Source organism: Streptomyces sp. NPDC052040 (assembly GCF_044548405.1).
In the GTDB taxonomy this organism is placed as follows: domain Bacteria; phylum Actinomycetota; class Actinomycetes; order Streptomycetales; family Streptomycetaceae; genus Streptomyces.
In genome coordinates this window covers 89,680-114,241 of sequence record NZ_JBIUBV010000003.1, presented here as the reverse complement: position 1 = coordinate 114,241, position 24,562 = coordinate 89,680, and the positions used below count along the sequence as shown (strand labels likewise).

Annotated in this window: 20 protein-coding genes and 1 riboswitch; of the genes, 10 read left to right on the top strand and 10 right to left on the bottom strand. The window is 73.0% G+C overall.

Translation table 11 applies throughout. The features are described from left to right. Positions 1–97: 97 nt before the first annotated feature. From ACIHAA_RS08850 to ACIHAA_RS08835, 4 genes are all read right to left on the bottom strand, one after another. Positions 98–1,516: an MFS transporter gene (locus ACIHAA_RS08850; protein WP_399814664.1), complete on the bottom strand. Its 1,419-nt coding sequence runs from the start codon at positions 1,514–1,516 to the stop codon at positions 98–100. Continuing rightward, complete coding sequence (locus ACIHAA_RS08845) at positions 1,509–1,955, bottom strand: MarR family winged helix-turn-helix transcriptional regulator (RefSeq protein ID WP_399814662.1); 447 nt, start codon at positions 1,953–1,955, stop codon at positions 1,509–1,511. The genes ACIHAA_RS08850 and ACIHAA_RS08845 overlap by 8 nt, the downstream gene beginning before the upstream one ends. A 114-nt stretch (positions 1,956–2,069) precedes the next feature. Next, entirely contained in the window at positions 2,070–3,167 is a 1,098-nt protein-coding gene (locus tag ACIHAA_RS08840) for a PP2C family protein-serine/threonine phosphatase (protein ID WP_399814661.1), read from the bottom strand. A gap of 169 nt (positions 3,168–3,336) precedes the next feature. Further along, a complete protein-coding gene (locus ACIHAA_RS08835; RefSeq protein ID WP_399814660.1) occupies positions 3,337–5,088 on the bottom strand; it encodes an NlpC/P60 family protein in 1,752 nt (583 codons plus the stop codon). A 7-nt stretch (positions 5,089–5,095) separates the two neighbouring features. After that, positions 5,096–5,252: riboswitch (cyclic di-AMP (ydaO/yuaA leader) on the bottom strand. A gap of 285 nt (positions 5,253–5,537) precedes the next feature. Here ACIHAA_RS08835 and ACIHAA_RS08830 point away from each other — a divergent pair. Continuing rightward, a complete protein-coding gene (locus tag ACIHAA_RS08830) occupies positions 5,538–6,065 on the top strand; it encodes a hypothetical protein (protein ID WP_399814659.1) in 528 nt (175 codons plus the stop codon). 114 nt (positions 6,066–6,179) lie between these two features. Continuing rightward, positions 6,180–6,383 carry a hypothetical protein gene (locus ACIHAA_RS08825; protein WP_399814657.1) on the top strand — a complete coding sequence of 68 codons (204 nt, stop codon included), beginning with the start codon at positions 6,180–6,182 and terminating at the stop codon, positions 6,381–6,383. A 73-nt stretch (positions 6,384–6,456) separates the two neighbouring features. Here the strand turns inward: ACIHAA_RS08825 and ACIHAA_RS08820 are convergent, their stop codons facing one another. The 5 genes from ACIHAA_RS08820 to ACIHAA_RS08800 form a co-directional block, all read right to left on the bottom strand. Next, complete coding sequence (locus ACIHAA_RS08820) at positions 6,457–7,638, bottom strand: PP2C family protein-serine/threonine phosphatase (RefSeq protein ID WP_399814656.1); 1,182 nt, start codon at positions 7,636–7,638, stop codon at positions 6,457–6,459. A gap of 162 nt (positions 7,639–7,800) precedes the next feature. Beyond that, positions 7,801–9,033 (bottom strand): cytochrome P450, encoded by a 1,233-nt coding sequence (locus tag ACIHAA_RS08815; RefSeq protein WP_399814654.1) that lies wholly within the window; start codon positions 9,031–9,033, stop codon positions 7,801–7,803. Between the two features lie 108 nt (positions 9,034–9,141). Continuing rightward, entirely contained in the window at positions 9,142–10,536 is a 1,395-nt protein-coding gene (locus ACIHAA_RS08810; protein ID WP_399814652.1) for an NAD(P)/FAD-dependent oxidoreductase, read from the bottom strand. After that, entirely contained in the window at positions 10,526–10,771 is a 246-nt protein-coding gene (locus ACIHAA_RS08805) for a ferredoxin (protein WP_399814650.1), read from the bottom strand. The genes ACIHAA_RS08810 and ACIHAA_RS08805 overlap by 11 nt, the downstream gene beginning before the upstream one ends. 264 nt (positions 10,772–11,035) lie before the next feature. Next, positions 11,036–11,731 (bottom strand): hypothetical protein, encoded by a 696-nt coding sequence (locus ACIHAA_RS08800; RefSeq protein WP_399814648.1) that lies wholly within the window; start codon positions 11,729–11,731, stop codon positions 11,036–11,038. A gap of 487 nt (positions 11,732–12,218) precedes the next feature. Here ACIHAA_RS08800 and ACIHAA_RS08795 point away from each other — a divergent pair, with 487 nt between their 5' ends. Next, complete coding sequence (locus ACIHAA_RS08795; RefSeq protein WP_399814647.1) at positions 12,219–12,776, top strand: hypothetical protein; 558 nt, start codon at positions 12,219–12,221, stop codon at positions 12,774–12,776. 256 nt (positions 12,777–13,032) lie between these two features. Beyond that, positions 13,033–13,485: an SPW repeat protein gene (locus ACIHAA_RS08790; RefSeq protein ID WP_399814645.1), complete on the top strand. Its 453-nt coding sequence runs from the start codon at positions 13,033–13,035 to the stop codon at positions 13,483–13,485. A gap of 261 nt (positions 13,486–13,746) precedes the next feature. Here ACIHAA_RS08790 and ACIHAA_RS08785 read toward each other — a convergent pair whose 3' ends face one another. Further along, positions 13,747–14,850 (bottom strand): galactosyldiacylglycerol synthase, encoded by a 1,104-nt coding sequence (locus ACIHAA_RS08785; protein WP_399814643.1) that lies wholly within the window; start codon positions 14,848–14,850, stop codon positions 13,747–13,749. 250 nt (positions 14,851–15,100) lie between these two features. Here ACIHAA_RS08785 and ACIHAA_RS08780 point away from each other — a divergent pair, with 250 nt between their 5' ends. The 6 genes from ACIHAA_RS08780 to ACIHAA_RS08755 all read left to right on the top strand — a co-directional run bounded on the left by ACIHAA_RS08780 (position 15,101) and on the right by ACIHAA_RS08755 (position 24,473). Beyond that, positions 15,101–15,949 (top strand): SDR family NAD(P)-dependent oxidoreductase, encoded by an 849-nt coding sequence (locus ACIHAA_RS08780; RefSeq protein WP_399814642.1) that lies wholly within the window; start codon positions 15,101–15,103, stop codon positions 15,947–15,949. Positions 15,950–15,956: 7 nt separating this feature from the next. After that, positions 15,957–16,886 carry a DMT family transporter gene (locus ACIHAA_RS08775; protein ID WP_399814640.1) on the top strand — a complete coding sequence of 310 codons (930 nt, stop codon included), beginning with the start codon at positions 15,957–15,959 and terminating at the stop codon, positions 16,884–16,886. Between the two features lie 317 nt (positions 16,887–17,203). Continuing rightward, positions 17,204–18,355 (top strand): glutathione-independent formaldehyde dehydrogenase, encoded by a 1,152-nt coding sequence (locus ACIHAA_RS08770; protein WP_399815421.1) that lies wholly within the window; start codon positions 17,204–17,206, stop codon positions 18,353–18,355. 291 nt (positions 18,356–18,646) lie between these two features. Further along, positions 18,647–19,981 carry a cytochrome P450 gene (locus ACIHAA_RS08765; protein ID WP_399814638.1) on the top strand — a complete coding sequence of 445 codons (1,335 nt, stop codon included), beginning with the start codon at positions 18,647–18,649 and terminating at the stop codon, positions 19,979–19,981. A 339-nt stretch (positions 19,982–20,320) separates the two neighbouring features. Further along, positions 20,321–21,328, top strand: coding sequence for a (-)-alpha-amorphene synthase (locus ACIHAA_RS08760; RefSeq protein ID WP_399814637.1), 1,008 nt, complete (start codon positions 20,321–20,323; stop codon positions 21,326–21,328). Positions 21,329–21,548: 220 nt separating this feature from the next. Further along, positions 21,549–24,473: an ATP-binding protein gene (locus ACIHAA_RS08755; RefSeq protein WP_399814636.1), complete on the top strand. Its 2,925-nt coding sequence runs from the start codon at positions 21,549–21,551 to the stop codon at positions 24,471–24,473. Positions 24,474–24,562 lie beyond the last annotated feature (89 nt).

Below are 24,562 nucleotides of genomic sequence, written 5' to 3'. Positions count from 1 at the left end.
GGCTCGCCGAAACCCTAAACTAAGGCGAACCTTACCTGGTACGCGGGTCCCCTCTATGAGGTCATAAAGCCGCCTTGGGGGTTATGGGGCCCCGGATCTACGCCGCCGCCGGCCCCTCCGGCGCGTCCGTGCGGCCCAGTGCGCGGTCGAAGACGGTCAGCAGCAGGGAGAGCACCCCGGCGCCGAGCATGATCCAGGCGAGCCGGTGCATACCGCCGGTGTCGGCGCGCTGCCCGAAGGACGCGGCGGTCGCCGAGGAGGCGACCATCGAGCCGAGGTAGGCGAAGGTGCGCAGCAGCCCGGCCGAGGAGGCGATGCGCTCGGGATCGGCCTGGAAGTAGACGGAGTTCTGGAGGGCCAGGTTGTTCAGGCCCTGCGGGACGCCGAAGACCAGGGCGACCAGCACCAGCAGCCACAGCGGGCTCGTCCCGGTGAGCGTCAGCATCACCAGACAGGCGGCGATCTGCCCGGCCGCGCCGGTCAGCAGCTTCCCGCGGACGCCCCGGCGGCGCCCGGAGACGATCGAGACGCCGATCGCCGTCAGGAACATGGGCATCTGCACCAGCCCGGCGTGGAAGGGCGTCAGACCGTGGCCCTCCTCGGTCCACTGGCTGAAGCCGTAGAGGAAGGCGTAGGCCACGACATAGGCGACCAGCGCACGCCCGTACGTGACCAGGAGCGGTGTGTTGCCGCCGAGCACCCTGAGGTCGATGAAGGGAGTGGCGGCCCGCAGCTCCCGCACCGCGAACGCGGCCCCGGCGACGGCCGCCAGCAGCGCCAGATACCAGTCCCGCGGATGCAGGTTCATCAGGAAGAGCAGCAGCGACACCAGCATCGCGGCGAACAGCCCCATGCCGGGCAGGTCGAGCCGGGAGGACACGCTCCCGGACTCCGAAGAGCCGCCCGTCGCGGCCTGCTTGGGCAGCCGCAGCAGCCCGAGCAGCACGGCCACCGCGGCCAGCGGCACATTCAGCGCGAAGGTGGCGCGCCAGCCGCCCACCGCGATCAGCAGACCGCCCAGCAGCGGGCCGATGACGGCGATGGTCTGGTTGGCGACGGACAGGGCGGTCAGCACCCCGCCGGGGCTGTCCCGCCCGGTGCGCTTCGCCTCGCCGCGCAGCAGGGCCATCGAGGCGGGGTACCCGGCGCAGGTGCCGAAGCCGAGCAGCACGCGCGCGGCGATCAGCACCCCCAGGTTCGGTGCCAGGGTGCCGACGACCCCGGCGACACCGACCAGGCCGGTGCTGAGGAGGAACAGCCTGCGCGGTCCGGAGAGATCGATGAGCCGCCCCACGACCGGCTGCCCGAGCGAGGTGGCCAGATAGAGGGCGGAGACCAGCCACACCGTCTGCGAGGACGGCGCGCCCAGGGCCCTGCCGATGGGGACGAGCGCGACGGAGATGATCGAGGAGTTGACCGGGTTCAGGACCGAGCCCAGCAGCATCGGCGGCAGCAGCCGCCGGTCGAAGCCGGTCCTGTCCGTGGTGCGCGGGGCGTCCGTGGCCGCGTCAGTCATGGGTGAGGCGCTCCAGGACGGCCATGGCGGCGATCACGGTACGGCGTTCCTCCTCCGTGCACCTGTCCTGCAACTGCCCGGCGAGCCATTCCTTCCGGGCCTGCCGCCCCTCCTCCACCCGGCGGTGGCCGTCGGCGGTCAGTGTGATGAGCAGCCGCCGCCCGTCGTCCGGGTCGGGGCTCCGCAGCACCAGCCCCCGCGCGGCGAGCGAGGCGACCGTCGCGGTCATCGACTGGTGCCGCACCCCTTCCTCGGCGGCCAGCTCGCTCGCCGTGACGCCCGCCCTGCCGGACAGCCGGGCCAGCAGGGATTCCTGGCTCAGGGTGATGTCCTCGGTCTCGGAGGCCTTCAGGATGCGGCGCCGCAGCCGGCCGACGACCGTGCGGACCTCGCGTGAGGCCCGGACCGCCGAAGGCGACAGGTTCGGGTTTCCGTTCATGCCCGCCACCGTAATGAGTACAGCCTTGGCTGTACAGCCAACCCTGTACATCAGGACGCGCGTGTACCCCTTGGCGCAGGGATGGCGCCGGGCGCCAACGGGTGCTACTGGGCGCTACCGGGCTTCCGGGGCGAGCATCAGCATCGTGGCGTCGTCGCACACGGTGCCGCAGAAGCGGATCAGGTCCTCCCAGACCCGCTCGGCCGTCCTGCTGTCGTTGTCATCGGTGAACCGGGGGAGCCGGTCGACCAGGGGATAGAAGGTCCCCGAGTCGTCCCGGGCCTCCCAGATCCCGTCCGACGCCAGAAACAGCCGGTCGCCGCGCTCCAGCTGCCAGGTGACCTGGTCGTAGGTGCCTCCCTCGGCCAGCCCCAGGCCGAGCGGTGTGCCGGAGGGCACCTCCAGCTCGGTGGCCTTGCCGTCGTGGAGCAGTACGGGGGCGGGGCTGCCGCAGGCGATGATGCGCACGGTCCGGCCGTCGGGGGTGAACTCCAGCAGTACGGCCGTGGCGAACAGCTCCGCGAGCCGGGCGTTCCCGGAGTCCACGAGCAGCCGGCGGTCCAGGCGGGAGGCAACCGCCGGAAGGTCGGGCTGGTCGAGCACCGCCTCCCGGAAGGCCCCGAGCAGCGAGGCGACGGTGGCGATCGCGGACAGGCCGTGCCCCTGCACATCGCCCATCACCGCCCGCACCCCGGTGGGCCCTCTGCGCACGTCGAAGAAGTCGCCGCCCACCAGCGTCCCGCGCTGGGCCGCCCGGTACAGGCCGGTGCAGCGCACCGGGCCCACCCGTTCGGGCAGCGGCGGCACCAGCGCCTTCTGGGCCGCTTCGGCGACCGTGCGTTCGACGTTCAGCTGGGCGTCGCGATGACTGCGCACATAGGAGACGAAGACGCTCAGCAGTGCCACGAAGGCGATGGTGAGCAGGTCCGTGCTGCCCGGCCGGTCCAGATGGAAGGCGCGGGTGTGCTGGAGGGCGATCACCAGGATGCCGAGTACGGCGGTGGCGGCAGGGCCGTAGGACAGCACGGCCAGCGGCGGGATCGCGCCGAGCAGGAAGCCGATGTCCAGCGGTGAGGGTGCGATCAGGCTGACGGCCGCCACGACGGCCAGCAGGAACACCGGCAGCACCTTCACCCACCGAGGGGGTGGCGCACCGCTCAGCCAGCCTCGGTCGTCCTTCCGGCGGGCCCGTATGGCACCCAGGCTTCTCACATCCCCTACGCTCCTACGCCGGGCCGCCCGCCGCAATGCCGGGGGCGGCCGCGGGATTCCGTCCGAATGCGCTGGTGGGGAGGCCCGGACGACGGGCCGGGCGGGGGCCCTGGGGGCGTTGGTCCGGGAGGGCGGACGGACCGGGTGCGTCCGCCCTCCGGCGCGCAGGTCACGCGGGGCGCATCACACCCCGGACCGCCGCCCCGCCCGCCGACACCAAGGGGTCCTCGCGGATGAAGGCGCCCGGACCCGGTGCGTGGATCATCATGCCGTTGCCGGTGCAGATCCCGACATGGCCCGCGTCCGGGGCGAAGAACACCAGGTCCCCGGGCCGGATGTCGGTCAGGGCGACCGGCGTACCCACCCCCGACTGCTCGGCGGCCGTCCGCGGAAGGGTCACCCCGGCGGCCCGCCAGGCGGCCTGGGCGAGCCCGGCGGCGTCGTAGGCGTCGGGTCCGCTCGTGCCCCACAGACACGGCCGCCCGATCTGCGCCCGGGCGAAGGCGACGGCCTCCGCGGACTTCGTCCCGTACCCGGGCTCCCGCGTCCCGTCGACGCCGAGCCCGGTGCCGAGCCCGGCGCCGGGGACGGGCAGCGGGGCGGTGAGTGGCGCATCGACGGCCAGTGGTGCATCGACGGCGGGAAGCGGCTGCGTGACGACCGGCGGTGCCTCCATGACCAGGGACGGCGGAGCGTCGATGAGCGGGGAGAACGCGCCCATGGGTGAGGCGGTTTCCATGGGCAGAGGGGCGGCTTCCGCGGGCAGGGGGAAGGCCCCTACGGGCGGTACGAACGCTTCCGCGGGCAGGGGGAAGGCTCCGACGGGTGGTGCGAACGCTTCCGCAGGGAGAGGGAAGGCTTCCGCGGGCAGCGGGAAGGCGCCGACGGGCGGGGAGAGAGCTTCCGCGGGCAGCGGGAAGGCGTCTACGGGCGGTGTGAACGCTTCGACCGGCAGGGGGAAGGCTCCGACGGGCGGTGCGAATGCTTCCACCGGGAAGGAGGGGGCTCCGACGGGCGGTGCGAACGCCTCCATGGCCGGTGCGAACGCTTCGACGGCGGACAGTGGCTGAGGAGCCGTCAGCGGATCTGCGGTGAGGAGGGCCGACGGCAGGACGGCGGTCAGGTCCGTGCCGAGGGACAGTGCCGGGACCTCCGCGGTGAGGGCGGGCGGCTGCTGCGGCTGCCATCCGGGCTCGGCGGCCCCGGACCCGATCGCCAGGGGTGCCACCGCGGGCCGCGCCGAGTGCCGGGCCAGCAGATCACGGGCCGCCGCCAGTTTCCGACGACTGCGTGCCTTGGCGGAGCCCGGGTCGGAGGCGGGGGTGGAGGAGGCGGACGGTACGGGTCCGGCCTTGGGCGTGGGCAGGCCCCGGGGCGTGTCGAGCCGTGCCTCCGGAACCGCCGGGAGGGCGGCCACCGGTGCCGCGGGCAACTCGGGCACGGATCGGGCGGGCAACTCGGCCACCGGTCCGGCGGGCAGTTCGGCGGGCGGGCGCGGGGCGGTCAGTTCGCGGACGGGGAAGTCCGGCTCCGGTGTACCGCTCAGGACCAGATCGGTTCCCGGACGGCCCGGCACCGACGACGGCCGGGGCGGGAGCTCCGGGGTACGGGTGCGGGGCAGCGCGGCCGGAACGGTGGGCCCCAGCCGCAGACGCGCCGCGTCGAACCACTGCCGGGCCACCGTGTCGAGAGCGGGATCGGTCCGGCGGCCCGCCCTGTCGGGCCCGGGCTCGCCGCGCCGCTGCGCTCCCGTCGCCACCGCGCGGGTCGCGTTGAAGGTCCCGCTGTCGGTCTCCGCCCGGTCGTACAGATCGCGGATCCGCTGCCGGACCTCGTCGCGGCTCGGCCCGTCGTCCTCGGAGAACCTGTGCGTGCCGGGGAGGTCGAGACCTCCGGTGCCCGGGGTTCGCTCCGGCGCCATGGGGTTGTGCTCCTTCCGTGCTCCGCCTACCGGGTTAGCTGTCGGGTTCGGGCGGACGGATCCGGAAGGTGTGCCCTACGGCCCTTGCCCCGTCGGGCAGTTGGGCCGATTCACCCCGTGGTGGTTGGGTCCCCGGTTCCGGTGGCATTCGGGGTGCACCGGATTCGGCCAGGGCTCTGCGACCCGGCGGGGTTCGCCGGAGGGAGTCGCGTGGCCCAGCCGTCAACCTAGCCAACTTGTGTGTCTGGCGTGAAGATTGAGGTGCGTTATGTCCGATACCTCTGTGTGATTTTCGTCCGGGCGTTCCGGTGGCGCCGTCTCCGCCCGGGTCGCCGTCGGGGAATCCGCCCGCCGGACGCGCGTGTCTGATATTCCGTCATTCGACCGCTTCCGCATGATGGGTCCGGTGCCGCGGCACAACACGTCGGAGCGATCAGGAGGGTCGGCCCATGCGACGCTGGTCCAAGGCGGACGACCCCGAGGCCCGGGCGCGCATCGCCGACCGCCGGGCGCGCGCCGACTACACCGGCGGTGTCTACGGCTCCCTGCTCGCCGCCTCGGTGGTGGTCGGCGCCGGTACCCACGGCCCCCTGCCGCGGACGGAACTGATCGTGCTGGTGCTGAGCACCGGGGTGGTGTTCTGGATCGCGCATGTGCATGCCCAGTTGTTCGGCGCGCTGCTGGCGCAGCCGCGCCTGGACCGCGGGACCGTCCTGCGGGTCTGCCGAGACGAGTGGCCGATCGTCAAGGCCGCCGTCCCGCCCGCCGCCGCGGTCGCCGTCAGCCCGCTGCTGCACCTGGATCTGCGGGGCTCGATCTGGCTGGCGGTCGCGGTCGCCGTGGCCGGGCAGATGGGCTGGTCGGTGGCCGCCGCCCGCCGCGCCGGTGCGTCCTGGCAGCTGGTGGTGGTCTCCGCCGTGGTCAATCTGCTCCTCGGCCTGCTCATCATCGCCTTCAAGATCGCGCTCAAGGACTGAGGCACCCGGCGCGGCCTCACCTGCCCCAGGTGAGGCGCGGGGACCTCCCGGGACGGACCATCACCAGAACAGGCGCGCCGCGCCCGGTGCCGCGCCCTCCGCGGGAGACAGCCCATGCGCTACGAGATCCGGGTCGACGGGCAGCTGTCGCAGACGCTGGCCCAGGCCTTTCCCGAGCTGGACCATGTGACGATGTCCGGCCAGACCGTCCTGTTCGGCCCCGTCCTCGACGAGGACCATGTCTACGACCTGCTGGTCCGCTTCCAGTCGCTCGGACTGCACGTCGTGGAACTGCGTCGCCTTCCCGACCGGCCGTGACCGCGAGCACGAGCGGGACCGCCACCGGCGGGCCTCACCCGTCGCGGGTGGTGCCGGACGCGGACCGGGTGTCCTACGCCTGGTTCTGCGGCCGGTGGCGGAAGCCGTCGGCGTGGATGATCCGCGGGTGCGGGCGGCCGTGGTGCACGGTGGGGGTGCGATGCAGGGCGATCAGCGCGGCGTCGTCGTCGAGGTGCCCCCCGGTGTGGGCGAGCAGGTCGCGCCGGATGCGGTGCAGCAGCGTCTCGGGGTTCTCCTCGGTCCACTGGGCCACCCGCTCCACGAGCGGATAGAAGCGTCCGGCGGAGTCCCGCGCCTCAATGACGCCGTCGGTGTAGAGCAGCAGGGTGTCGCCGGGTTCGAAGGAGAAGACGTCCAGGTGGTAGTCCGGAGCGTGCGCCGAGCCGATGCCCATCGGGGGCGCGGGGTGCACACTCGGGACGTTGACCACATGACCGGGGCTGAGCAGCAGCGGGGGAGGGTGTCCGCAGCTGGTCATGCGGGTGATGGGGTCCCCGTCGGGGATCTCCATCAGCAGCGCGGTGGCGAAGCGTTCGCCCAGCTCCTCCGGCGGCTCGAAGTCGGCCAGATAGCGCGTCACGCTCTGTTCCAGGGTGGCGGCCAGCGCGGGCAGCGAGGTCTGACGGTGGCCCGCCTCGCGGAAGGCGCCCAGGAGCAGGGCCGCCTCCCCGATGGCGGACAGACCCTTGCCCCGGACGTCCCCGATGAGCACACGGACCCTGCTGTCGGCGCGGGTCGCGGCATAGAGGTCCCCGCCGATCTGCGCCTCGTCCTCGGCCGCCAGATACAGACAGGCCACGCGCAGCGGACCGATGTGTTCCGGCAGCGGCCACAGCAGCACGTGCTGCGCGGCCTCGGCCACCGAGCGGACCTGCGCCAGTTGCTCACGGCGCCGGTCGCGGATGGCGCAGTAGACCACGACCAGCACCGAGAGCACCAGCAGGGTCAGGATCTGCACCACATGGTTGGTGGTGCTCAGTCCGCCGTGCAGTACGGCGATCAGGACCTGCGCCGCCACCGCCAGCGCGCCCACCAGACCGGTCAGCCGGGGCCCCGCGAAGGAGGGGGTGAGCGCGGGCGCGATCACCAGCGCGGGCCCCAGGTGGATGCTCTCCGGGGAGTGGATGTCCACCGCGGTGATCACGACGATCAGCGCGACGGGGAACAGCAGGAGGGCGTGGCTGGACTGCCACGACTGCCGTAGCCCGGCGACGGCCCACTGCCGGAAACCCATGCCACCACCCTCTCTCGCGGCCGGTCGCGCGGCCACCGGGTGACCGTCCCAACCGACGGCACCCGACGGCGGCCCGTTCAGCGGCGTAGTCCATCGGCGGTCCGCTCAGCGACGTGGACCCGTCCGCGGTCCGCTCAGTGGGGCGTGCCGTCGGTGGCCCCCTCAGGGGCGCAGGCCGTCGAAGGCGACCCGGAGATGGCGCGGGCCGCGCAGCACCGCGTTCCGGCGGTAGGGAGGCGGGTCCTCCACCAGCCGGGGGGCCTCCAGCCGACGGGCCAGCTCGGCCAGGGCGATCTGCGCCTCCAGCCGGGCGAGCGGTGCGCCGAAGCAGCTGTGGATACCGCTGCCGAAGCCCAGGTGCTCGATGTCCTCGCGGTCCGGGTCGAAGCGGTCGGGGTCCTTGAAGCGCTCGGGGTCCCGGTTGCCCGCGGCCAGCACCAGCCAGATCCGGGAACCCTTGGGAATGGTGATCCCGCGCACCTCGATGTCCGCGATACAGGTCCGCTGCGGCACCAGCTGCACCGGCGGCTCGTAGCGCAGCAGTTCCTCCACGATCTTGACGGACAGCCCGGGGTCGTTGCGCAGCCGTTCGAGATACTCGGGGTGGCGCAGCAGCGTGAGCATCCCGTTGGTGATCAGGTTGACGGTCGTCTCATGACCGGCGATCAGCAGCAGCACCGTGGTGCTGATCACCTCCATGACCGTCATGGGGCCGTCCGGGCCGTGGCTCGTGACCAGCTCGGACAGCATGTCACCGGTGGGCTGCTTGCTGCGCTGCTCGACCAGCTCGGCGAGGTACATGCCCAGCTGCATCCGGGCCTCCTGCGCGGCACGCTTGCGCTCCTCGTCGTCCTCGCCGGTGTCCGGGTCCAGGCTGGCGACGATCGGATCGACCCAGACATGGAAGCGCGGCTCGTCCTCGCGCGGCACGCCGAGCAGCCGGCAGATCACGGTGACCGGGAAGGGGTACGCGAACTGGTCGACCACATCGATCTCGCGCGCGTCCCCGATGCCGTCGATCAGTTCGGAGACGATCTCGGCGAGTTCGCCGCGCATCGACTCGATCCTGTGGGGGCTGTGCGGGGGGCCGAAGGGGCGGTTGGCGATCCGCCGCAGCCGGTCGTGCTCGGGCGGGTCCTGCCGGATGAAGCTGGGCGGCAGGCCCGTCGCCGCCCCGCCGATCTCGTCGGCGCCCGCGGCGGCCAGGTTGGCGGCGTCGGAGCTGATCCTCGGGTCGTGCAGCAGGCCGAGGATGTCCCAGTAGGAGCTGACGAGGTACGGGCCGCCGTCCTCCTCGTGCAGCACCGGGCTCTTGCGCAGCTCCTTGTACAGCGGATACGGGTCGGCGCGATGGGCGTAGTCGGTGATCTGGCTCAGGAGTGAGTGGTGCGTCATGGGGCGTCCTCGGGGGCGTGGAGTCCAGGGGCGTGAGGTCCAGGGGCGTGAGGTCCGGGCGGGGCCGGGCGCGGCGGGCGCGGGCCCGGGGCCCGCCGGGACCGGGGGTCAGTGACGGGCCGGGGTGAAGACCAGCCGCCGGTCGGACGGCGAGTAGCCGCTCAGGGTCACCGTCGGGCCGTGGGTCGGCAGGGACGGATCGGGGAAGTCGGACGAGACCGGCCGCTGGCCCTCGGGGCGGCGGTCCACCGTCGGGAACTCCATCGGGAAGGGCGCCGCCGTCTCGATCTGCCGCTGGTAGAAGTCCAGCCACCGGGTGTTGTCGAAGCTCACGGCGGCGATGACCCGCCCCTGGTAGCCGTACGCCGCCACAAAGCGGCGCTCGGCCAGCGACCCCTGAGTGATCATGATCTCGTCGCCCATCGAGGGGACGCCGACGGACTTGATGTTGATGCCGAACTGCGACGACCAGAAGGCGGGGACCCACATGTGCGGGCGCCGGTCGGCACTGGCACTGATCATGTTGTGCGCGGCGGTCTCGGCCTGGACGACGGCGTTGCCCCAGTGCTCCAGCGACAGGAACTGGTAGTTGAACAGCGGGTGCGGCGAGCGGGCGACATCTCCGGCGACATAGATGTCGTCGGTGACGATGCCCCGGACGTCGAAGGCCCGGCAGCCCGCGTCGCAGGCGATGCCCCGGGGGCCCGCGCCGAGCCCCGATCCGGTCAGCCACTCGGTGTTGCGGGTCGCACCGAGGCACACCACCACCACGTCCGTCTCGATCACCTTGCCGTCGGAGAGATGCGCGGCCCGCACCCGCCCCGCCGGGTCGCCCTCCAGCGCGGTCACCGTGATGCCCGTCCGCAGATCCACGTCGTTCTCGCGGTGCAGCTCCGCCGCCACCGCGCCGATCACCCCGCCGAGCGCGCCCACCAGCGGGGCGTCCGCGCGCTCCGCCAGGGTGACCGGGATGCCCTGCTCCCGGCAGGCCGAGGTGATTTCGGACCCGGTGAAGCCCGCGCCGATCACCAGCACCCGGTGCGGCGAGGCCCGCAGCCGCCGCTCAAGACCCACCGCGTCGTCCCGGGTCCGCAACACGAACACGCCGTCGAGCTGGGCCTCCGCCTCCTTGATCCAGGGCCGGGCGCGCACCCCGGTGGTGATGAGCAGCCGGTCGTACTCCACCTCGTCGCCGTCCGCGAGCCGCACCCGCTTGGCCGACAGGTCGAGGCCGGTCGCGGCGACCCCGAGGCGCCAGGTGGCGTCGATGTCACGGCGCCGGGGAAGCTCGGTGTGCTGCGGGGACGCCCTGCCCAGCAGGACCGCCTTGGACAGCGGCGGCCGGTCGTAGGGCTCGTAGGGCTCGTCGCCGATCATCGTCAGTGAGCCGGTGAAGCCCTCGGCGCGCAGCGTCTCGGCCCCCCGCAGGCCCGCCAGCGAGGCGCCCACGATCACGATCCGGCCCTCGCGCCGCAGCCACGCCAGATGGTCGTCAGCAGTCATCGGACGCCTCCTGACCCGCCCAGGACGGCGGATCGGCCGCCTCGTCCAGGCCCTCGGCCAGGATCGCCTGCACGGGACAGGCGGCCACCGCGCGGGCCACATTCTCCCGGTGCTCCTCCTCGCCCCTGGGGTCGTAGACGAGTGACTCCTCGCCGTGCATCGTGAAGACGTCCGGTGCCAGGAACGCGCACTGCGCGTAGCCCTGGCACCTGTTGAGATCGACGACAAGCCTCATCACCACACCGCCCCTTCCAGCGGCCAGGTCCGCTGGGCGCCGCACGATGTGCGGGCACCCCCGGACGGCGGTCATCTCCCCACGCCAGCATGGGAGCCCCCAAGGGGCCCGCGCGCGCGGGGCGGGCCCGAAGGAGTGACCGGGCGGCCCCCGGCGGCACACCCCGGAGCGAGTGCCGCGCGAGTGCTGCGCGGCGGGCGCGCGGGTGGCGCGGACGGGCGCCGGGTCTGTCGGGCCGACCGGACGATCTCCCGGTCAGGTCGGTCAGGTCGGTCGGGTCGGTCGGGCGGCCGCCGGGGTGCTGGGCAGGAAGCGGCCGCGCCCGCTGAGGATGTGCAGGCTCACCAGCAGCGCCCACCCCGGGAACACCAGCTCGGACCAGGGGACCGACGTCGACACGAAGAGCAGGATCAGCACCGTCAGAAAGCCCAGCAGCGCGAGCCAGCGCGGCAGCACCCCGACGCGGTACGCGATCGCGGACAGCGAGCTGGTGAAGACCGCCGCCATCCGCATCCCGTAGTCGATCATCAGGGTGTACGCGAAGTCGCGGCCGTAGGCCCAGGTGGAGCCGCCGGGGGCGCCGTAGGAGGGGGCGGTGGTGTCGAGCACGGAGGTGGCCGCCGCGGCTGCCTCGAACAGGGTGGCCACGAAGACCAGCCCGCTGCCGAGGAACACCGTGGCCAGGAACTTGTCCTCGGCCGCCCCGATGTGGGTGCGCACCACGCCGACGAACCACAGGAAGAAGATCCCGGCGAACGGCACGAGGGCGAGCGCCGCCCGGACCGCACCGAGCCGCACCGGGTCGGACGAGGTGTCGGGGGCGGGTGCGTTGGCGCCCTGGGGGATGCCCAGCCGGATCAGCACGATGACCGCGGCGAGCAGGATCGCGAACACGACTCCTGCCAGCCCGGCGGCCCGCGGTGTCTGGAGGGCCACCGGGCCCGGCTCCTGTGTCTTCATACGTGCTCGCTTCCCTGGCGGCGGACCGGACCTTGGCACCAGCAAGCCGCCGGGAAGGGGTGTACGCCACCGGAGGGCGGCCGAACGGCAGACCGCGACACGCTCCGCACGACACGCGGTCTCCGGGCGCGGGTCCGGGTGTCGTGCACACCGGTCGGGAGATGTCCGGGAGGCACGCCACGGGAATCTCCGCGGCGGAGAACCTGCCTGACGATGTGTCGGCCGTCAACTCAACCTGTGGGCAAGTGAATTGAGGGGGTGTGAGGTTCCCTGCGGGTGCGGGGCGGCGCGCCGGGAGGGCCGGGGCCCGACGCGCGGGCGGTGTCGTCGGGAAGGCTCTAAATGACAGGGCGTCAGCGGCGCGACTGCTCCAATCGGATTCATCCTCATATTGTCGGTATGTCTCGTATGACATTGATCGGCCCGCTATGTACTTTCATTCACGCATCGGTTCACAGCCGACGTGTCTGAGAACAGGAGAAGTGACATGGCAACGCGTTCCATCGCTGTTACCGCGGCCGTCGCGGCCGGCGCGGCCCTGGTGGCCACCGGCATCACGTACGCCTCCGCCGCCTCCGAGCCGGCCCAGGCCGCCGCCGTCGCCCCCGCCGCCCTCCAGGGTGGCAGCAGCAACAACGGCAATGACTCCAAGGGTCACGAGGGTGGTGGCGGCGGCGAGGAGCACCACCACCACTACGAGGGTCGCGTCTACGTCAACGAGCGCGAGTACTCGGCCCACGAGAGCAGCTGCATCACGGTCGTCAGCGGCCTCGGGGCGAACAGCCTCAACGTCCGCAACGACAGCAAGAAGTATGTCGAGGTCTTCAACGGCGCCACCTGCGACAACGGCGCCCCGATCGCCACGGTCGGCCCGCACAGCACCAGCAACGGCCTCTTCCCCCGCCACGTCCGCGGCGGTGTGAAGGTCAAGCACGGTGTGGTGGGCAGCATCCGGATCGTGCACCGCTACGACGAGGGTGGCCACGGCGACCACGACGACAACGACAACGACAACGACTGGGGCGGCGACAACGGCGGCAAGTGACACATCGCCGATGTCCTAGCGCAGAAGCTGGCGTCCTGGCACAGAACGAGAACCCCGGCCCGCCGGAATCGGGCCGGGGTTCCGGTCTGTGCAGCCGCCGAACGGCTGCCTACACCTTAGAGGCTCGGAAGACCCCCGCACGGAGGTATGGGTCTTGTCTCGGCAAAGAGTGCGAAAGTCGCGTAAACCCCCCAAATAGGGGAATCTTGTACAGGGCAGAGAGCACCACAGCACTCGTGGAGAGGGGACGGCAGCGATGTCGTATCCGCAGCACTCCAGTGAGATGGGCACACACCCCGAGTTTGCCGAGATGCGGGAGCGGTTCGAGAGAGCGGCTTCCGGCAAGGCGATCATCATCGAGGGGCTGATCCTGCTGGCGGGCGTCTACGCCGCCATTTCGCCCTGGGTCGTGCACTTTTCGAAAGCCGAGCCCAACCTCACTGTCAACAATCTGATTGTCGGCCTCACCATCGGCCTCATCGGAGTCGGCCTGGCCATGATCCCGGAACGGATGCTGCGCATGGCGTGGCTCGCCGTTCCGCTCGGGATCTGGCTGCTGATCTCTCCCTGGGTGGTCACCCCCGGCCATGGCGCACGGGCCGGCGTGATCTGGAACCAATGTGCGATCGGCGCGGTGACGCTCCTGCTGGGGCTGGCCGCGATGGGCCTGACCGTCGGTCTCGCCAACCGCAACCGCACCCACCGGTGAGCCCGAGCCGCAAGGAGGATCGACGGCGGCGCGCGGAACTCCACCGGAGCACCGGTCGAGTTCCGCCGCGCCACGCTCGCGAGCCGTGCGCGCCGCCCTCAGCCGACGGCGGCGCGTCGCCGCCGGTCCGGTAGGCGGGCGGGCGGCCGGTCCGGTGGGTGGGCGGGCGGCCGGTCCGGTGGGTGGGCGGGCGGCCGGTCCGGTGGGCGGGCTGATCCGGTAGTCGGGTGGCTGATCCGGTTGGGGCGGCGGCCGCCGTACTCATGCGGCGGCGGCACCGCACAGCGCGAGCACCCGGTCGAGGACGTCCTCGCGGAACAGCGTGCGCCCCCGGGCGGTACGGCGCTCCCGCTCGGCCCCGGCCGAGGCCAGCCGCCGGAGCGAGTCGAGCAGTCCGGCCCCGTCGGCCGCGAGGTCCGAGAGGCCGAGCGCGGCCATCCGCCGTGCGCCGTCCGCGCCGTGTCCCGGCAGCGGGCGGTAGCTCACCACCGGCAGTTCCGCGGCGAGTGCCTGGACGGCCGTCTGCCCGGCGGCGTTGTCCACCAGGGCCCGGGCCGCGCGCAGCAGGCCCGGCATGTCGGAGACCCAGCCGAGCGCCAGGGCGCCCGGCACCCCGGCCAGTTCCTGCCGGAGCCCTTCGTTCCGGCCGCACAGCACCACAGGTAGAAAGCCCCCTCCGACGAGCAGCCGCGCGGTCGCGGCCAGCTGCGAGCCGACCCCCCAGGCACCCGCGGACAGCAGTACGGGCGGCCGCCCCGGCGCCTGCCGGATGAACCGTTCGGACCAGTGGGCCGCCCCGGGAGCGGGGGAGAGGAAGACGGGCGCCACGACCGCGCCGGGCGCCTCGGCGGCCACGGCGATGTCCTGCCGTACCTCCCGCGCGGTGTCCTCGGTCAGGCAGAAGTACGCGTCGTTCCCCGGATGGAGCCATTGCCGGTGCACGGCGAAGTCGGTCACCAGGACGGCGCTCGGCACCGTGAGCATCCCCCGTGACCTGAGATGGCCGGTGAGCTGCGCGGCGAGATGGAAGACGGGCACGACCACGTCCGTCCCGGACTGCTCCGCCAGCTCCCGCAGCCGGTGCCCGGCCAGCCGCGCCAGGGGTACACCGCTGGGACGCCGGCCCGCCCCGCGGCGCAGCAAGGCGCGGTACAGGGCCCCATAGACCCAGGGGCAGTGCCGTACCGACGAGCGGTAGCAGCCCCGCAGCCCGGTGCCCAGGCCGTACGGCAGCAGGCGCAGCACATCCACGACCTCGGCGTGGTGGCCGTACTCCGCGGCGCGGCGGGCCAGCTCCGCGGCCACCGTGTCGTGCCCGGATCCCATGCTCGCGCTGACGACCAGGAGCCGTCTGGGCGTGCTCATGGAGCGCGCCGCCCACCGGCCAGCGGAGGGGCGGCGGCGACCGTTCGCGTCGCCCGCCGTCGCCGGGCAGGGAAAAATACTGCCATCGGTACCGATTGTTGCTTTTCATGGTCTTCCCCACATGTCCACGTCTTCCGGGCCCGGGGCGGGAACGGGCGGATGCCCGCCCCCCTCCCCGGCCGGAACCCGGGCCGCACCAGTGTCGCGTCCCTCCGTCCGGTGTCCGCCGTCGCAGCCGAGGTCAGCCGCCATGTCCCCTGCTCCCTCCCGCGCCCGCTCCGCCCCCGGCCTGCCGGTGGCCGCGCCGGGCCGGACCGCCCGCCCGGGCCGCCGGGAGGCCGGACGCCCGGCCGACCGGGGCACGGCGCTCGTGACCGGCGCCTCCTCCGGCATCGGAGCCGCCGTGGCCGGTCGGCTGACCGCGGAGGGCGGCTGGAACCTGGTGCTGAACGGCCGTGACACGGCACGGCTCACACGAGTGGCCGACGGGACCCCCGCGGCCCTCTTTCCCGCCGATCTCACCCGGCCGGGGGCGGACCGGCGGCTGGCCGAGTTCGCGCTGCGGCGCCTCGGCCGGGTGGACCTGCTGGTGGCCGGGGCCGGGATCGGCTGGGCGGGTGATTTCACCGCCATGCCCCCGTCCGCCATCGCCGAGGTGATGGAGGTCGACGCCCTCGCCACCATGCGCCTGGTACGGCAGTTGCTGCCGCACATGGTGGAGGCGGGCTCCGGACGGGTGGTCGTCATCGGCTCCTTCGCGGGCACCGTCGGCGTCCGCGGCGAGGCCGTCTACTCCGCGGCCAAGGGAGCGCTCGCCACCTTCGCCGACGCCGTCCGCTACGAGGTACGGGGCACCGGCGTGGGCATCAGCCTGGTCGTGCCCGGGGTGGTGGACACCCCGTTCTTCGACCGGCGGGGCGTGCCCTACCGGCGGTCCAGGCCGCGGCCGGTCCCGGCCGAACGGGTCGCGGACGCCGTCTGGCGCGCCGCGGTCCGCGGCCGGGACGAGATCTATGTCCCCGGCTGGCTGTGGCTGCCCGCCCGGGTGCGCGGCGCGGCGCCGGGCCTGTACCGGCGGCTGGCCGCGAGATACGGATGAGTGCCGGGTGAGCGTCCTCACCGTCGTACTCGCCCTGTTCACCGCACTCTCCAACGCCTCGGCCTCCGTGCTCCAGCGGAAGGCGGCGGCGGACCAGACCGACGGCGGCGGCCGGGGGATCCGGCAGGCCGTGCGCTGGCTCGCCCTGGTGCTGCGGCGGCCGCACTGGCTCGCGGGCGCCGGGCTGCTCGCCCTGTCGACCGTGTTGCAGGCCTCCGCGCTGGCCGTCGGGAGCCTCTCCGTCGTCCAGCCCCTGCTGGCCAGCGAACTGCTGTTCACCCTGATGGTCGGCAGCATGGTGTTCCACCGGCGCCCCGACCGCCGCACCTGGGGAGCCTTCGCGGCGCTCGCCGGGGGTCTCGCGCTGTTTCTGGGGGCGGCCGCGCCCTCCGCAGGGCGCTCCACGGCCGTCCCCGGGCGCTGGGCGGTGGCGGGGGGCGCGGCCCTCTGCGCCGTGCTGCTCTTCGGGGCGGCGGCCCTGCTGGTGAGGGGGGCGCCGCGGGCCCTGCTGCTCGGTCTGGCCTCGGCCGTGTCGTTCGCCGTCACGGCCGCGCTGATGAAGGAGGTCGTCGGAGAACTCGGGCAGGGGGTGGACGTCGTCCTGACGCACTGGCCGTTCTACGCGGGCATCGTCGCCGGAACGGTCGGCTTCCTGCTGTTGCAGAGCGCCTTCCGGGCGGGCTCCCTGACGGCCTCCCAGCCCGCCCTCACCCTCGGCGACGCGGTGACCAGCGTGGCCCTGGGCTGGGTGCTGTTCGAGGAGCGCATCGCGCTGGGGATCCGGGTGCTGCCCGAGGCGGTGGGCGTGGCGCTCATCGGGCTCGGCAGCATCGGGCTGGCGAGCACGCTTGCGACGGGCGGGGCCTGGGACGCGGCACCGGTGCGGCACGACGGGCCGGGCTCGGACACGGGTGAGCCCGCGCCGGGGCGGCCGTGACGGCGGGCCCGCGCGGCGGGGGGTCGTGAAGGGGAGCCTGCGCGGCGGGGGGTCGTGAAGGGGAGCCTGCGCCCGGGCGGTGGTGACAGCGGACCCGTGCCGCGGGCGGTCGGGACGGGCGCGGGAGCCGTGGCGCGGCCCGGTTCCGGTGCGGGTTGCGGCCCGCACGGCTCGGGCGTTACCTGGAGGTAGCCCGGCGGTGAGGAAGAGAGCGCCCAGGGGCCACGGCAGGGACCGGCGGCCCGCGCTTCGATGTGTGCCCCGGCAGCAGCCCGCCCGCCACCGCCGTCCAGCGCTCCGACGCGGAGGTGACCGAGGTGAAAGCCGTCGTCTACGAGAAGCCCTTCAACGTGACGGTGAGGGAGGTCGACGATCCGCAGATCAAGCATCCCAACGATGTGGTCGTGCGCGTCACGTCGACCGCGATCTGCGGCTCCGACCTGCATATGTACGAGGGCCGCACGGCCGCCGAGGCGGGCATCGTCTTCGGCCACGAGAACCTCGGCATCATCGAGGAGTTCGGCAGCGGCGTGGTCTCCCTGTCCCAGGGCGACCGTGTGGTGATGCCCTTCAACGTCGCCTGCGGATTCTGCAAGAACTGCCTGGCCGGCAAGACCGGCTTCTGTCTGACGGTGAACCCCGGCTTCGCGGGCGGGGCCTACGGGTATGTGGCGATGGGCCCCTACATGGGCGGCCAGGCGGAGCGGCTGCGGGTCCCCTTCGCCGACTTCAACTGTCTGAAACTGCCGTCCGGGCGCGAGTTCGAGACCGACTTCGTGCTGCTCGCCGACATCTTCCCGACCGGCTACCACGGCTGCGAACTGGCCAAGGTGTCCATCGGCGACAGCGTGGCTGTCTTCGGCGCCGGTCCGGTGGGTCTGATGGCCGCCTACTCCGCCCTGCTGCGCGGCGCGTCCAAGGTGTTCAGCGTCGACCGGGTGCCGGAGCGGCTCGCCAAGGCGGAGGAGATCGGGGCCATCCCCATCGACTTCACCCAGGGCGACCCCGCCGAGCAGATCAAGGCGCAGACCAACGGCGAGGGGACCGACAAGGGCGTGGACGCCGTCGGTTACCAGGCGCAGGCCCATGACGCCAGCCACGAGGAGCCCGCCGTCGTCCTCAACGCCCTCGTCGAGACCGTACGGCCCACCGGCCTGCTCGGTGTGCCCGGCCTCTACGTCCCCTCCGATCCGGGCGGCCCCGACGATCACGCCCGGCACGGCCAGCTGCTGGTCTCCATCGGCAAGATGTTCGAGAAGGGCCAGCAGATGGGCACCGGCCAGTGCAACGTCAAGCAGTACAACCGCCAGCTGCGCGACATGATCATCTCCGGCCGCGCCAAGCCCAGCTTCGTGGTCTCCCATGAACTGCCGCTCGACCAGGCACCCCAGGCCTACGAGAAGTTCGACCGGCGGGTCGAGGGCTACACCAAGGTGGTCCTGCACCCGGGCCACGCCCTGGCGGCATAGGCAATCCACAGACAAGCGGTTACATCTTCCAGGGTCCGGGCGTCCGTTGCCCGGACCCTGCCCTGCGCCGACCCGCGGAATGCTCCTCCGTGCTCCCGTGCGCCCCCTGGGAAAACAGAATCCGGGCACAGGCAAGAGGTGCACTGGGCAGGAAACGACTCGAGTCCCCCCATCGGGTGAACGTTTCTCTTGCTTCCACGCACTGACCGAGCCAGGTGGTATTCCATGAACGGTTCCACGTCCACCCCGGAGCGAGTCTGGCGGAGCGGAATTGCGCCAGGCATATTCCCCTTGATAGGCCACGGTATCCCACTGTTCCGTCGCCCGCTGGACTTTCTGAATTCCCTTCCCGCGCACGGGGATCTGGTCGGGATACACCTCGGCCCCCAGCGCGCCTGGCTCGTCTGCCACCCGGAGCTGGTGCACCGCGTGCTGATGGACGCGCGCACCTTCGACAAGGGCGGCCCCCAGTACGAACGGCTCCGGCCGCTGATGGGCAACGGCCTGGTCACCTCGGCCCACGAGGAGCACCGACGGCAGCGCCGACTCCTCCAGCCCGCCTTCCACCCGGCCCGGATAGCCGACTACACCCGGATCATGGGGGAGGAGGCGGAGGCGCTCTCCGCCGCCTGGCGGCCGGGGCAGGAGATCGAGGTCAGCGCGGCGATGCTGGCCCTGACCACCCGGGTGACCAGCCGTGTCCTCTTCTCCGACTCACTCGACGCCGCGACTGTGGGGGAGGTCCGGGACTGTCTCGCCGACCTGGTCAGAGGCCTCTTCATACGTACCGTCGTGCCCGTCTCCCCGCTGTTCCGCATACCCGTCCCGGCGAACCGCCGCTACCGGCGCGCCTTCGACCGCCTGCACGCGATCATCGACACGGTCATCGAGGAGCGCCGCCGCGGCCCCGCGCGTGACGACCTGCTGGGAACCCTGCTCGGCGCGGAGGCGGGCGGGGAGCCGACGGCGGTCACCGCGCAGGAGATCCACGACCAGCTGGTCACCCTGCTGCTCACCGGGGTCGAGAGCACCGCGATGTGCCTGGGCTCCCTCTTCGCGCTGCTGCCCGACCATCCCGAGGTCGAGCTGCGGCTGCACGCGGAGGCCGACACCGTACTCGGGGGAGGACGGCGGCCCGGGGCCGATGACCTGCCGAGGCTCGTCCACACCCGCTCGGTGGTCGCCGAGACCCTGCGCATCCGTCCGCCGGGCTGGCTGTTCACCCGGACCACCACCCGGGACACCGAACTCGGCGGGGTCCGCATGACCGAGGGGACCACCGTCCTCTACAGCCCCTACCTCCTGCACCACGATCCCGCGTCCTTCCCCGAGCCCGACCGGTTCCTCCCGGAACGCTGGCTGCCGGGCTCGGACGCGGCGGCCCCGCACGGCGCGATGCTCCCCTTCGCCGCGGGCAGCCGCAAATGCATCGGCGACACCTTCGCCCTGGCGGAGGCGGCGCTGGCGGTCGCGGCGATCGCCGCCCGCTGGCGGCTGCGGCCGCTGCCGGGACCGTCCGGACCGCCGCGCCCCGCGGCCACCCTCGGCCCCCGGTCCCTGAGGATGCGCTGCGAGCCCCACCCCCACGCCCCGGCCGCTACGGAGCAGGCCTCCCGGACCTCGTGACGGCCCGCCGGGGTCCCCCGGACACCCGCGACGCCCCCTCCGGAGCCCGGAGCCCGGAGCCCGGAGCCCGGAGCCCGGAGCCCGGAGCCCGGAGCCCCGGGACACCCGTGACGCCCCCACCGCGCTCGCCGACGACCACCGGACGGACCCGACGCCCACCGGGCCGCCATGGCGCCCCCGGACCCGACAACCCCGGACAGCCGCCCCGCCCCCCGGACCCGACAACCCCAGACCCTCCCCCCGCGCCCCCCGGACCCGACGCCCCCCAGACCCAACACCCCCCAGACCCAACACCCCCCAGACCCAACACCCCCCAGACAAAAGAAAGAAGGTGAAACGGTGACCACGACGCACGAGGGTGCCGCGGCCGTGCCGCACACCAGGGCACCGGCCGCAAGCCTCCAGGCCCTGATCGAGGCCGAGCTGTACATGCCCTTTCCCTTTCGCAGCAATCCGCACGAGAGCGCGGCCGCGGCCGGAGTGGACAACTGGCTGCGCGCCTACGGGCTGACCGAGGACCCGGCCGTGGCGGCGATGGTCGCCCGCACCCGCCCCGCCGAACTCGCCTCCTACAACAGCCCCACGACGGACCCCGAACTCCTTCAGATCACGGCCAATCAGATCGCCTATCAGTTCGTCTACGACGACCGGGCGGAGGAGATCGGGCGGCGGCGGCCCGCCCGGCTGATGCCGATGCTCTGCGAGAGCGTCGGCATCCTGCGCGACGGCAGGCCCCCGAGCACCCCCCTCGGGGCGGCGCTGGCCGACCTGAGGTGCCAGGTGGAACAGCGCTGCACCCCCGCCCAGGCCGACCGCTGGGCCTGGGCCGGCCGCGAGTATGTGCACGGACTGCTGTACGAGGCGGTCGCCCAGGCCGACCCGGTGAGCCCTTCCATCGGCCTGTGCACCTCGATACGTTCGCTGATCGCGGGCGTGGAGCCGTTCTACCCGCTGTGCGAGGCCGCGCAGCCGGGCGAGCTGACGCCCGGGGAACTCGGTCACCCCGCCCTGCGGCGGCTGCGCAGGCTCTCGGCCGACGCGGCGGTGTGGATCCCCGATCTGTTCTCCGCGGTGAAGGAGGAGCGCACCGGCGGAGTGATCAACCTGGCCCTCGCCTACCGCCGGGAGCACGGCTGCTCCCTCCAGGAGGGCGTCTCCCTCGCCGTACGGCGGATCAACCGCACCACGGCGGAGTTCGAGCGGCTCTTCCGGGAAACCGAACCGGAGTTGAGCCCCTTCGCCATCGGCTATGTGGAAGGCATGGCGGGCTGGATTCGAGGTTGCTACTACTGGTCCCGCAATGTGCCGCGCTATGCGGACACGGCCGCCGTGGCCGCGGAGACATGAAAGGGAAGCCGGTTCGCCGGGAATCCCGGGTGACAAAACGACAAACTCACCGCGGCTCCGTGGACTTACCCGCGTTACCCGAGGTGCGGACACGCAAAACCCCGGAGCGATTGATTCACTCTTTCCATAGGAGAGCATTCCCCAAAGCCTCTCCCACGCGTCCGTCTGGCGTACGCTCATCGCTGTCTTCCGAAGCGGACGGCAGGAAGCGGCAAAGCACATGGTGGACGCAACCTCGTATCCGGGCATCGGGCACCGGACCCTGCTCGAGCGCCATCGCGAACTCGAGGGCCTCGACTCGGCGCTCTCGGACCTCGGTGACGCCACCGGCGGAATCGCCGGGGGACGGCAGGGCGGACTGCTCGCCTTCACCGGTCCCGCCGGACTGGGCAAGACGACCCTCCTCGCGGAGGCGCGCCTGCGGGCCGTGGCAGGGGGGTGCACCGTGCTCTCGGCCCAGGGCGGTGAGAACGAGCGGGGTGTGGCCTTCCGCGTGGTCCGCCGCCTTCTGCAACCCGTCCTCGCGGCCATGGACGAGCAGGAACGCCGGGAACTGCTGGGGAGCTGGTACGACATCGTCGCCGCCGCCCTCGGCATCGAGGCGGAGGACGCCGCCCATGTCCCCGATCCCACCGGGGTGCGCGACGGCCTGGACTGGGTCCTGACCCGCCTCGCGGTGCGCCGCGCACCCCTGGTGCTGCTCCTGGACGATCTGCACTGGGCCGACGAGGAGTCCCTGAGCTGGCTCGCCTCCTTCGCGCCCCGCGCGGACGACCTGCCCCTGCTGATCGTCGTCGCCTACCGGCCCGGCGAACTGCCGCCCACCGCTGCGGCCTTCCGCTCGCTCGCCGAACGGCACGGGCACCGCCCGTACTCCCTGGCCCCGCTGACCGCCGACGCCGTGGCCCGGATCCTCCGCGACCAACTGGGCGAGCAGACCGAGGATGCCTTCTGCGACGAGTGCTGGGCCGTCACCGGCGGCAGCCCCTTCGAGACGGTGGAACTGGCCGTCCGGCTCGGCGAGCGGGGGGTGAAGGGCACCGGAAGCGATGTCACCCTTCTGAGTGAACTCGCCCCGGCCGTCAAGGGACCCGGACTGGCCGAACGCCTGAGCCGCCTGGGCGCCCCCACCATCCGCTTCGCCTGGGCCGCCGCCGTCCTCGGGACATCCATCCCGCAGGAACTCGCCGCCGCCGTCGCGGGGATCGGCAGCGAGCAGGCCAAGGAGGCGACCGAGAAGCTGCGCGACGCCCGGATCCTGGCGGAGGCCCAGGGGCGCGGCGCCCGCCTCGAGTTCGCCCACCCCCTCATCGCCACGGCCGTCTACCGGGCCATCCCGCCGGGCCCCCGGGCCGGACTGCACAGCGCGGCCGCCGAGGCGATCCGCACCGCGGGCCTCGGTGCCGTGACGGCGGCCCGCCATCTGCTGGAGGTGCCGTGCGAGGGCAGCGCCGAGACGGTGGCCTGCCTGCGCGAGGCCGCCCGGGCCTATCTGAGGGCGGGTGCCCCCGAGGCCGCCCGCCGCGTCCTCACCCGGGCCCTGCGCGAACCGCCCGCCCCGCAGGACCGCGCCGCCCTGCTCTACGAACTCGCCGGTTCCACCTTCCTGATCGAACCCGCCGCCACGGTCGGCTATCTGCGCGCAGCCCTCGCCGAACCCGTGGTCCCCGACGATCTGCGCGCCTCCCTCGTCTACCGGCTCACCCAGGCGCTGGCGCACACCGACCGGGTGGCGGAGGCGGCGTCCGTGGCCGAGCAGGAGGCCCGGCTGGCCTCCCATCCGCGTACTCGGCTGCGCATGCTGGCCGACCACTTCCAGTGGAGTTCGTGCCGCACCGACGAGCCCGACCCCTCGGGCCGCTCCCGCCGACTGGCCCGCCTGGCCGGGGGCCTGACCGGCCGTGGACCCGAGGAGCGCTACATCCTGGGCCTGCGGGCCTGGGACGCCCTGCTGCGCGGCGAGCCGAGGCAGACCGTGCTCACCCACGCCGAGGAGGCCCTGCGCGGCGGACTGAGCTGGACCGACGAGAACCGGGGCTTCGAGGTCCCCGTCTCGGTCGCCCTGACCTTCATGTACTGCGACCAGCCCCGCCGGGCCGAGGAACTCTTCACCCGGGGCATCGCGGAGTGCGAGGCGAAGGGCTGGCGGGGCTCCCACCTCGCCCTCGGCCAGACCCTCTTCGGCTACATCCGCTACCACCGCGGCGGTCTCGCCGAGGCGGAGGAACTGGTCCGCGAGGGACTGCGCATCGCCGACCGCGTCGACGAGGCCGTACCCGCCCAGTGGTTCGCGGTCGGCATCCTCATCCAGATCCTGCTGGCGCGCGGGCGGACCGCCGAGGCGCGCAGGCTCGCCGACGCACACGGCTACGGCACGGCCGTCCCGAACGCCGTCATCTACCCCGACCCCCGCACGGTCTACGCCGAACTGCTCCTCGCCGAGGGGCGGCACGGCGAGGCGGCGCACCTGCTGCTCGCCGTGGGGGAGTGGCTGGAATCACGGGCCTGGCACAACCCGGCGTGGTGCCCCTGGCGGCTGGACCTGGCCCAGGCGCTCGCCCCGACCGCGCCCGAGCGGGCCGCCCGGCTGGCCCGGGAAGCCGTCGAACGGGCCCGGGACTTCGGCGCGCCGTCCGCCGTCGGCCAGGCGCTGCGCACCCAGGCCGAGACCTCCGCCGGAGCGGCCGCGCTGGAGGCGTACGCGGAGGCCGTCGCCCAGCTGGAACGCTCACCGGCGTCGTACGAGCTGGCCAGGGCACTGATCGGCCAGGGTGCGGCACTGTTCCGGAACGGACAGCCCCATGAGGCGGCCGACCGGCTCTACCGGGGGCTGGAGGGCGCCGTCCACTGCGGGGCCGACGGACTGGTGGCCCGGGCGAGAAAGGAACTCGCCACCGCCGGGCTGAGACCGCTGCCCCTGCGGTACGCGCACACGGACACCCTCACCGCCCAGGAGCGCAGGGCCGCTGAAATGACGGCCCAGAGCCAGCCGATGGCGGTGGTCGCGGAGGAACTGCGCCTCACCGAACAGGGGGTGAGGCAGCTGCTGTCCTCCGCCTACCGCAAGATCGGCACCGATGCCACGGGCCTGGCGGGAGCCCTGGAGTCCTTCCCGCGCCCCCGGCTCTCCGGAGCCCGCGAGTAGCGGGCAGGGCCCGGGCGCCGCGGTGGCAGAGGGCGCGGGGGCCGCCCTACAGTGAGAGGACGCCTTCCGCCAGGTCTCCCGCGCCGGTC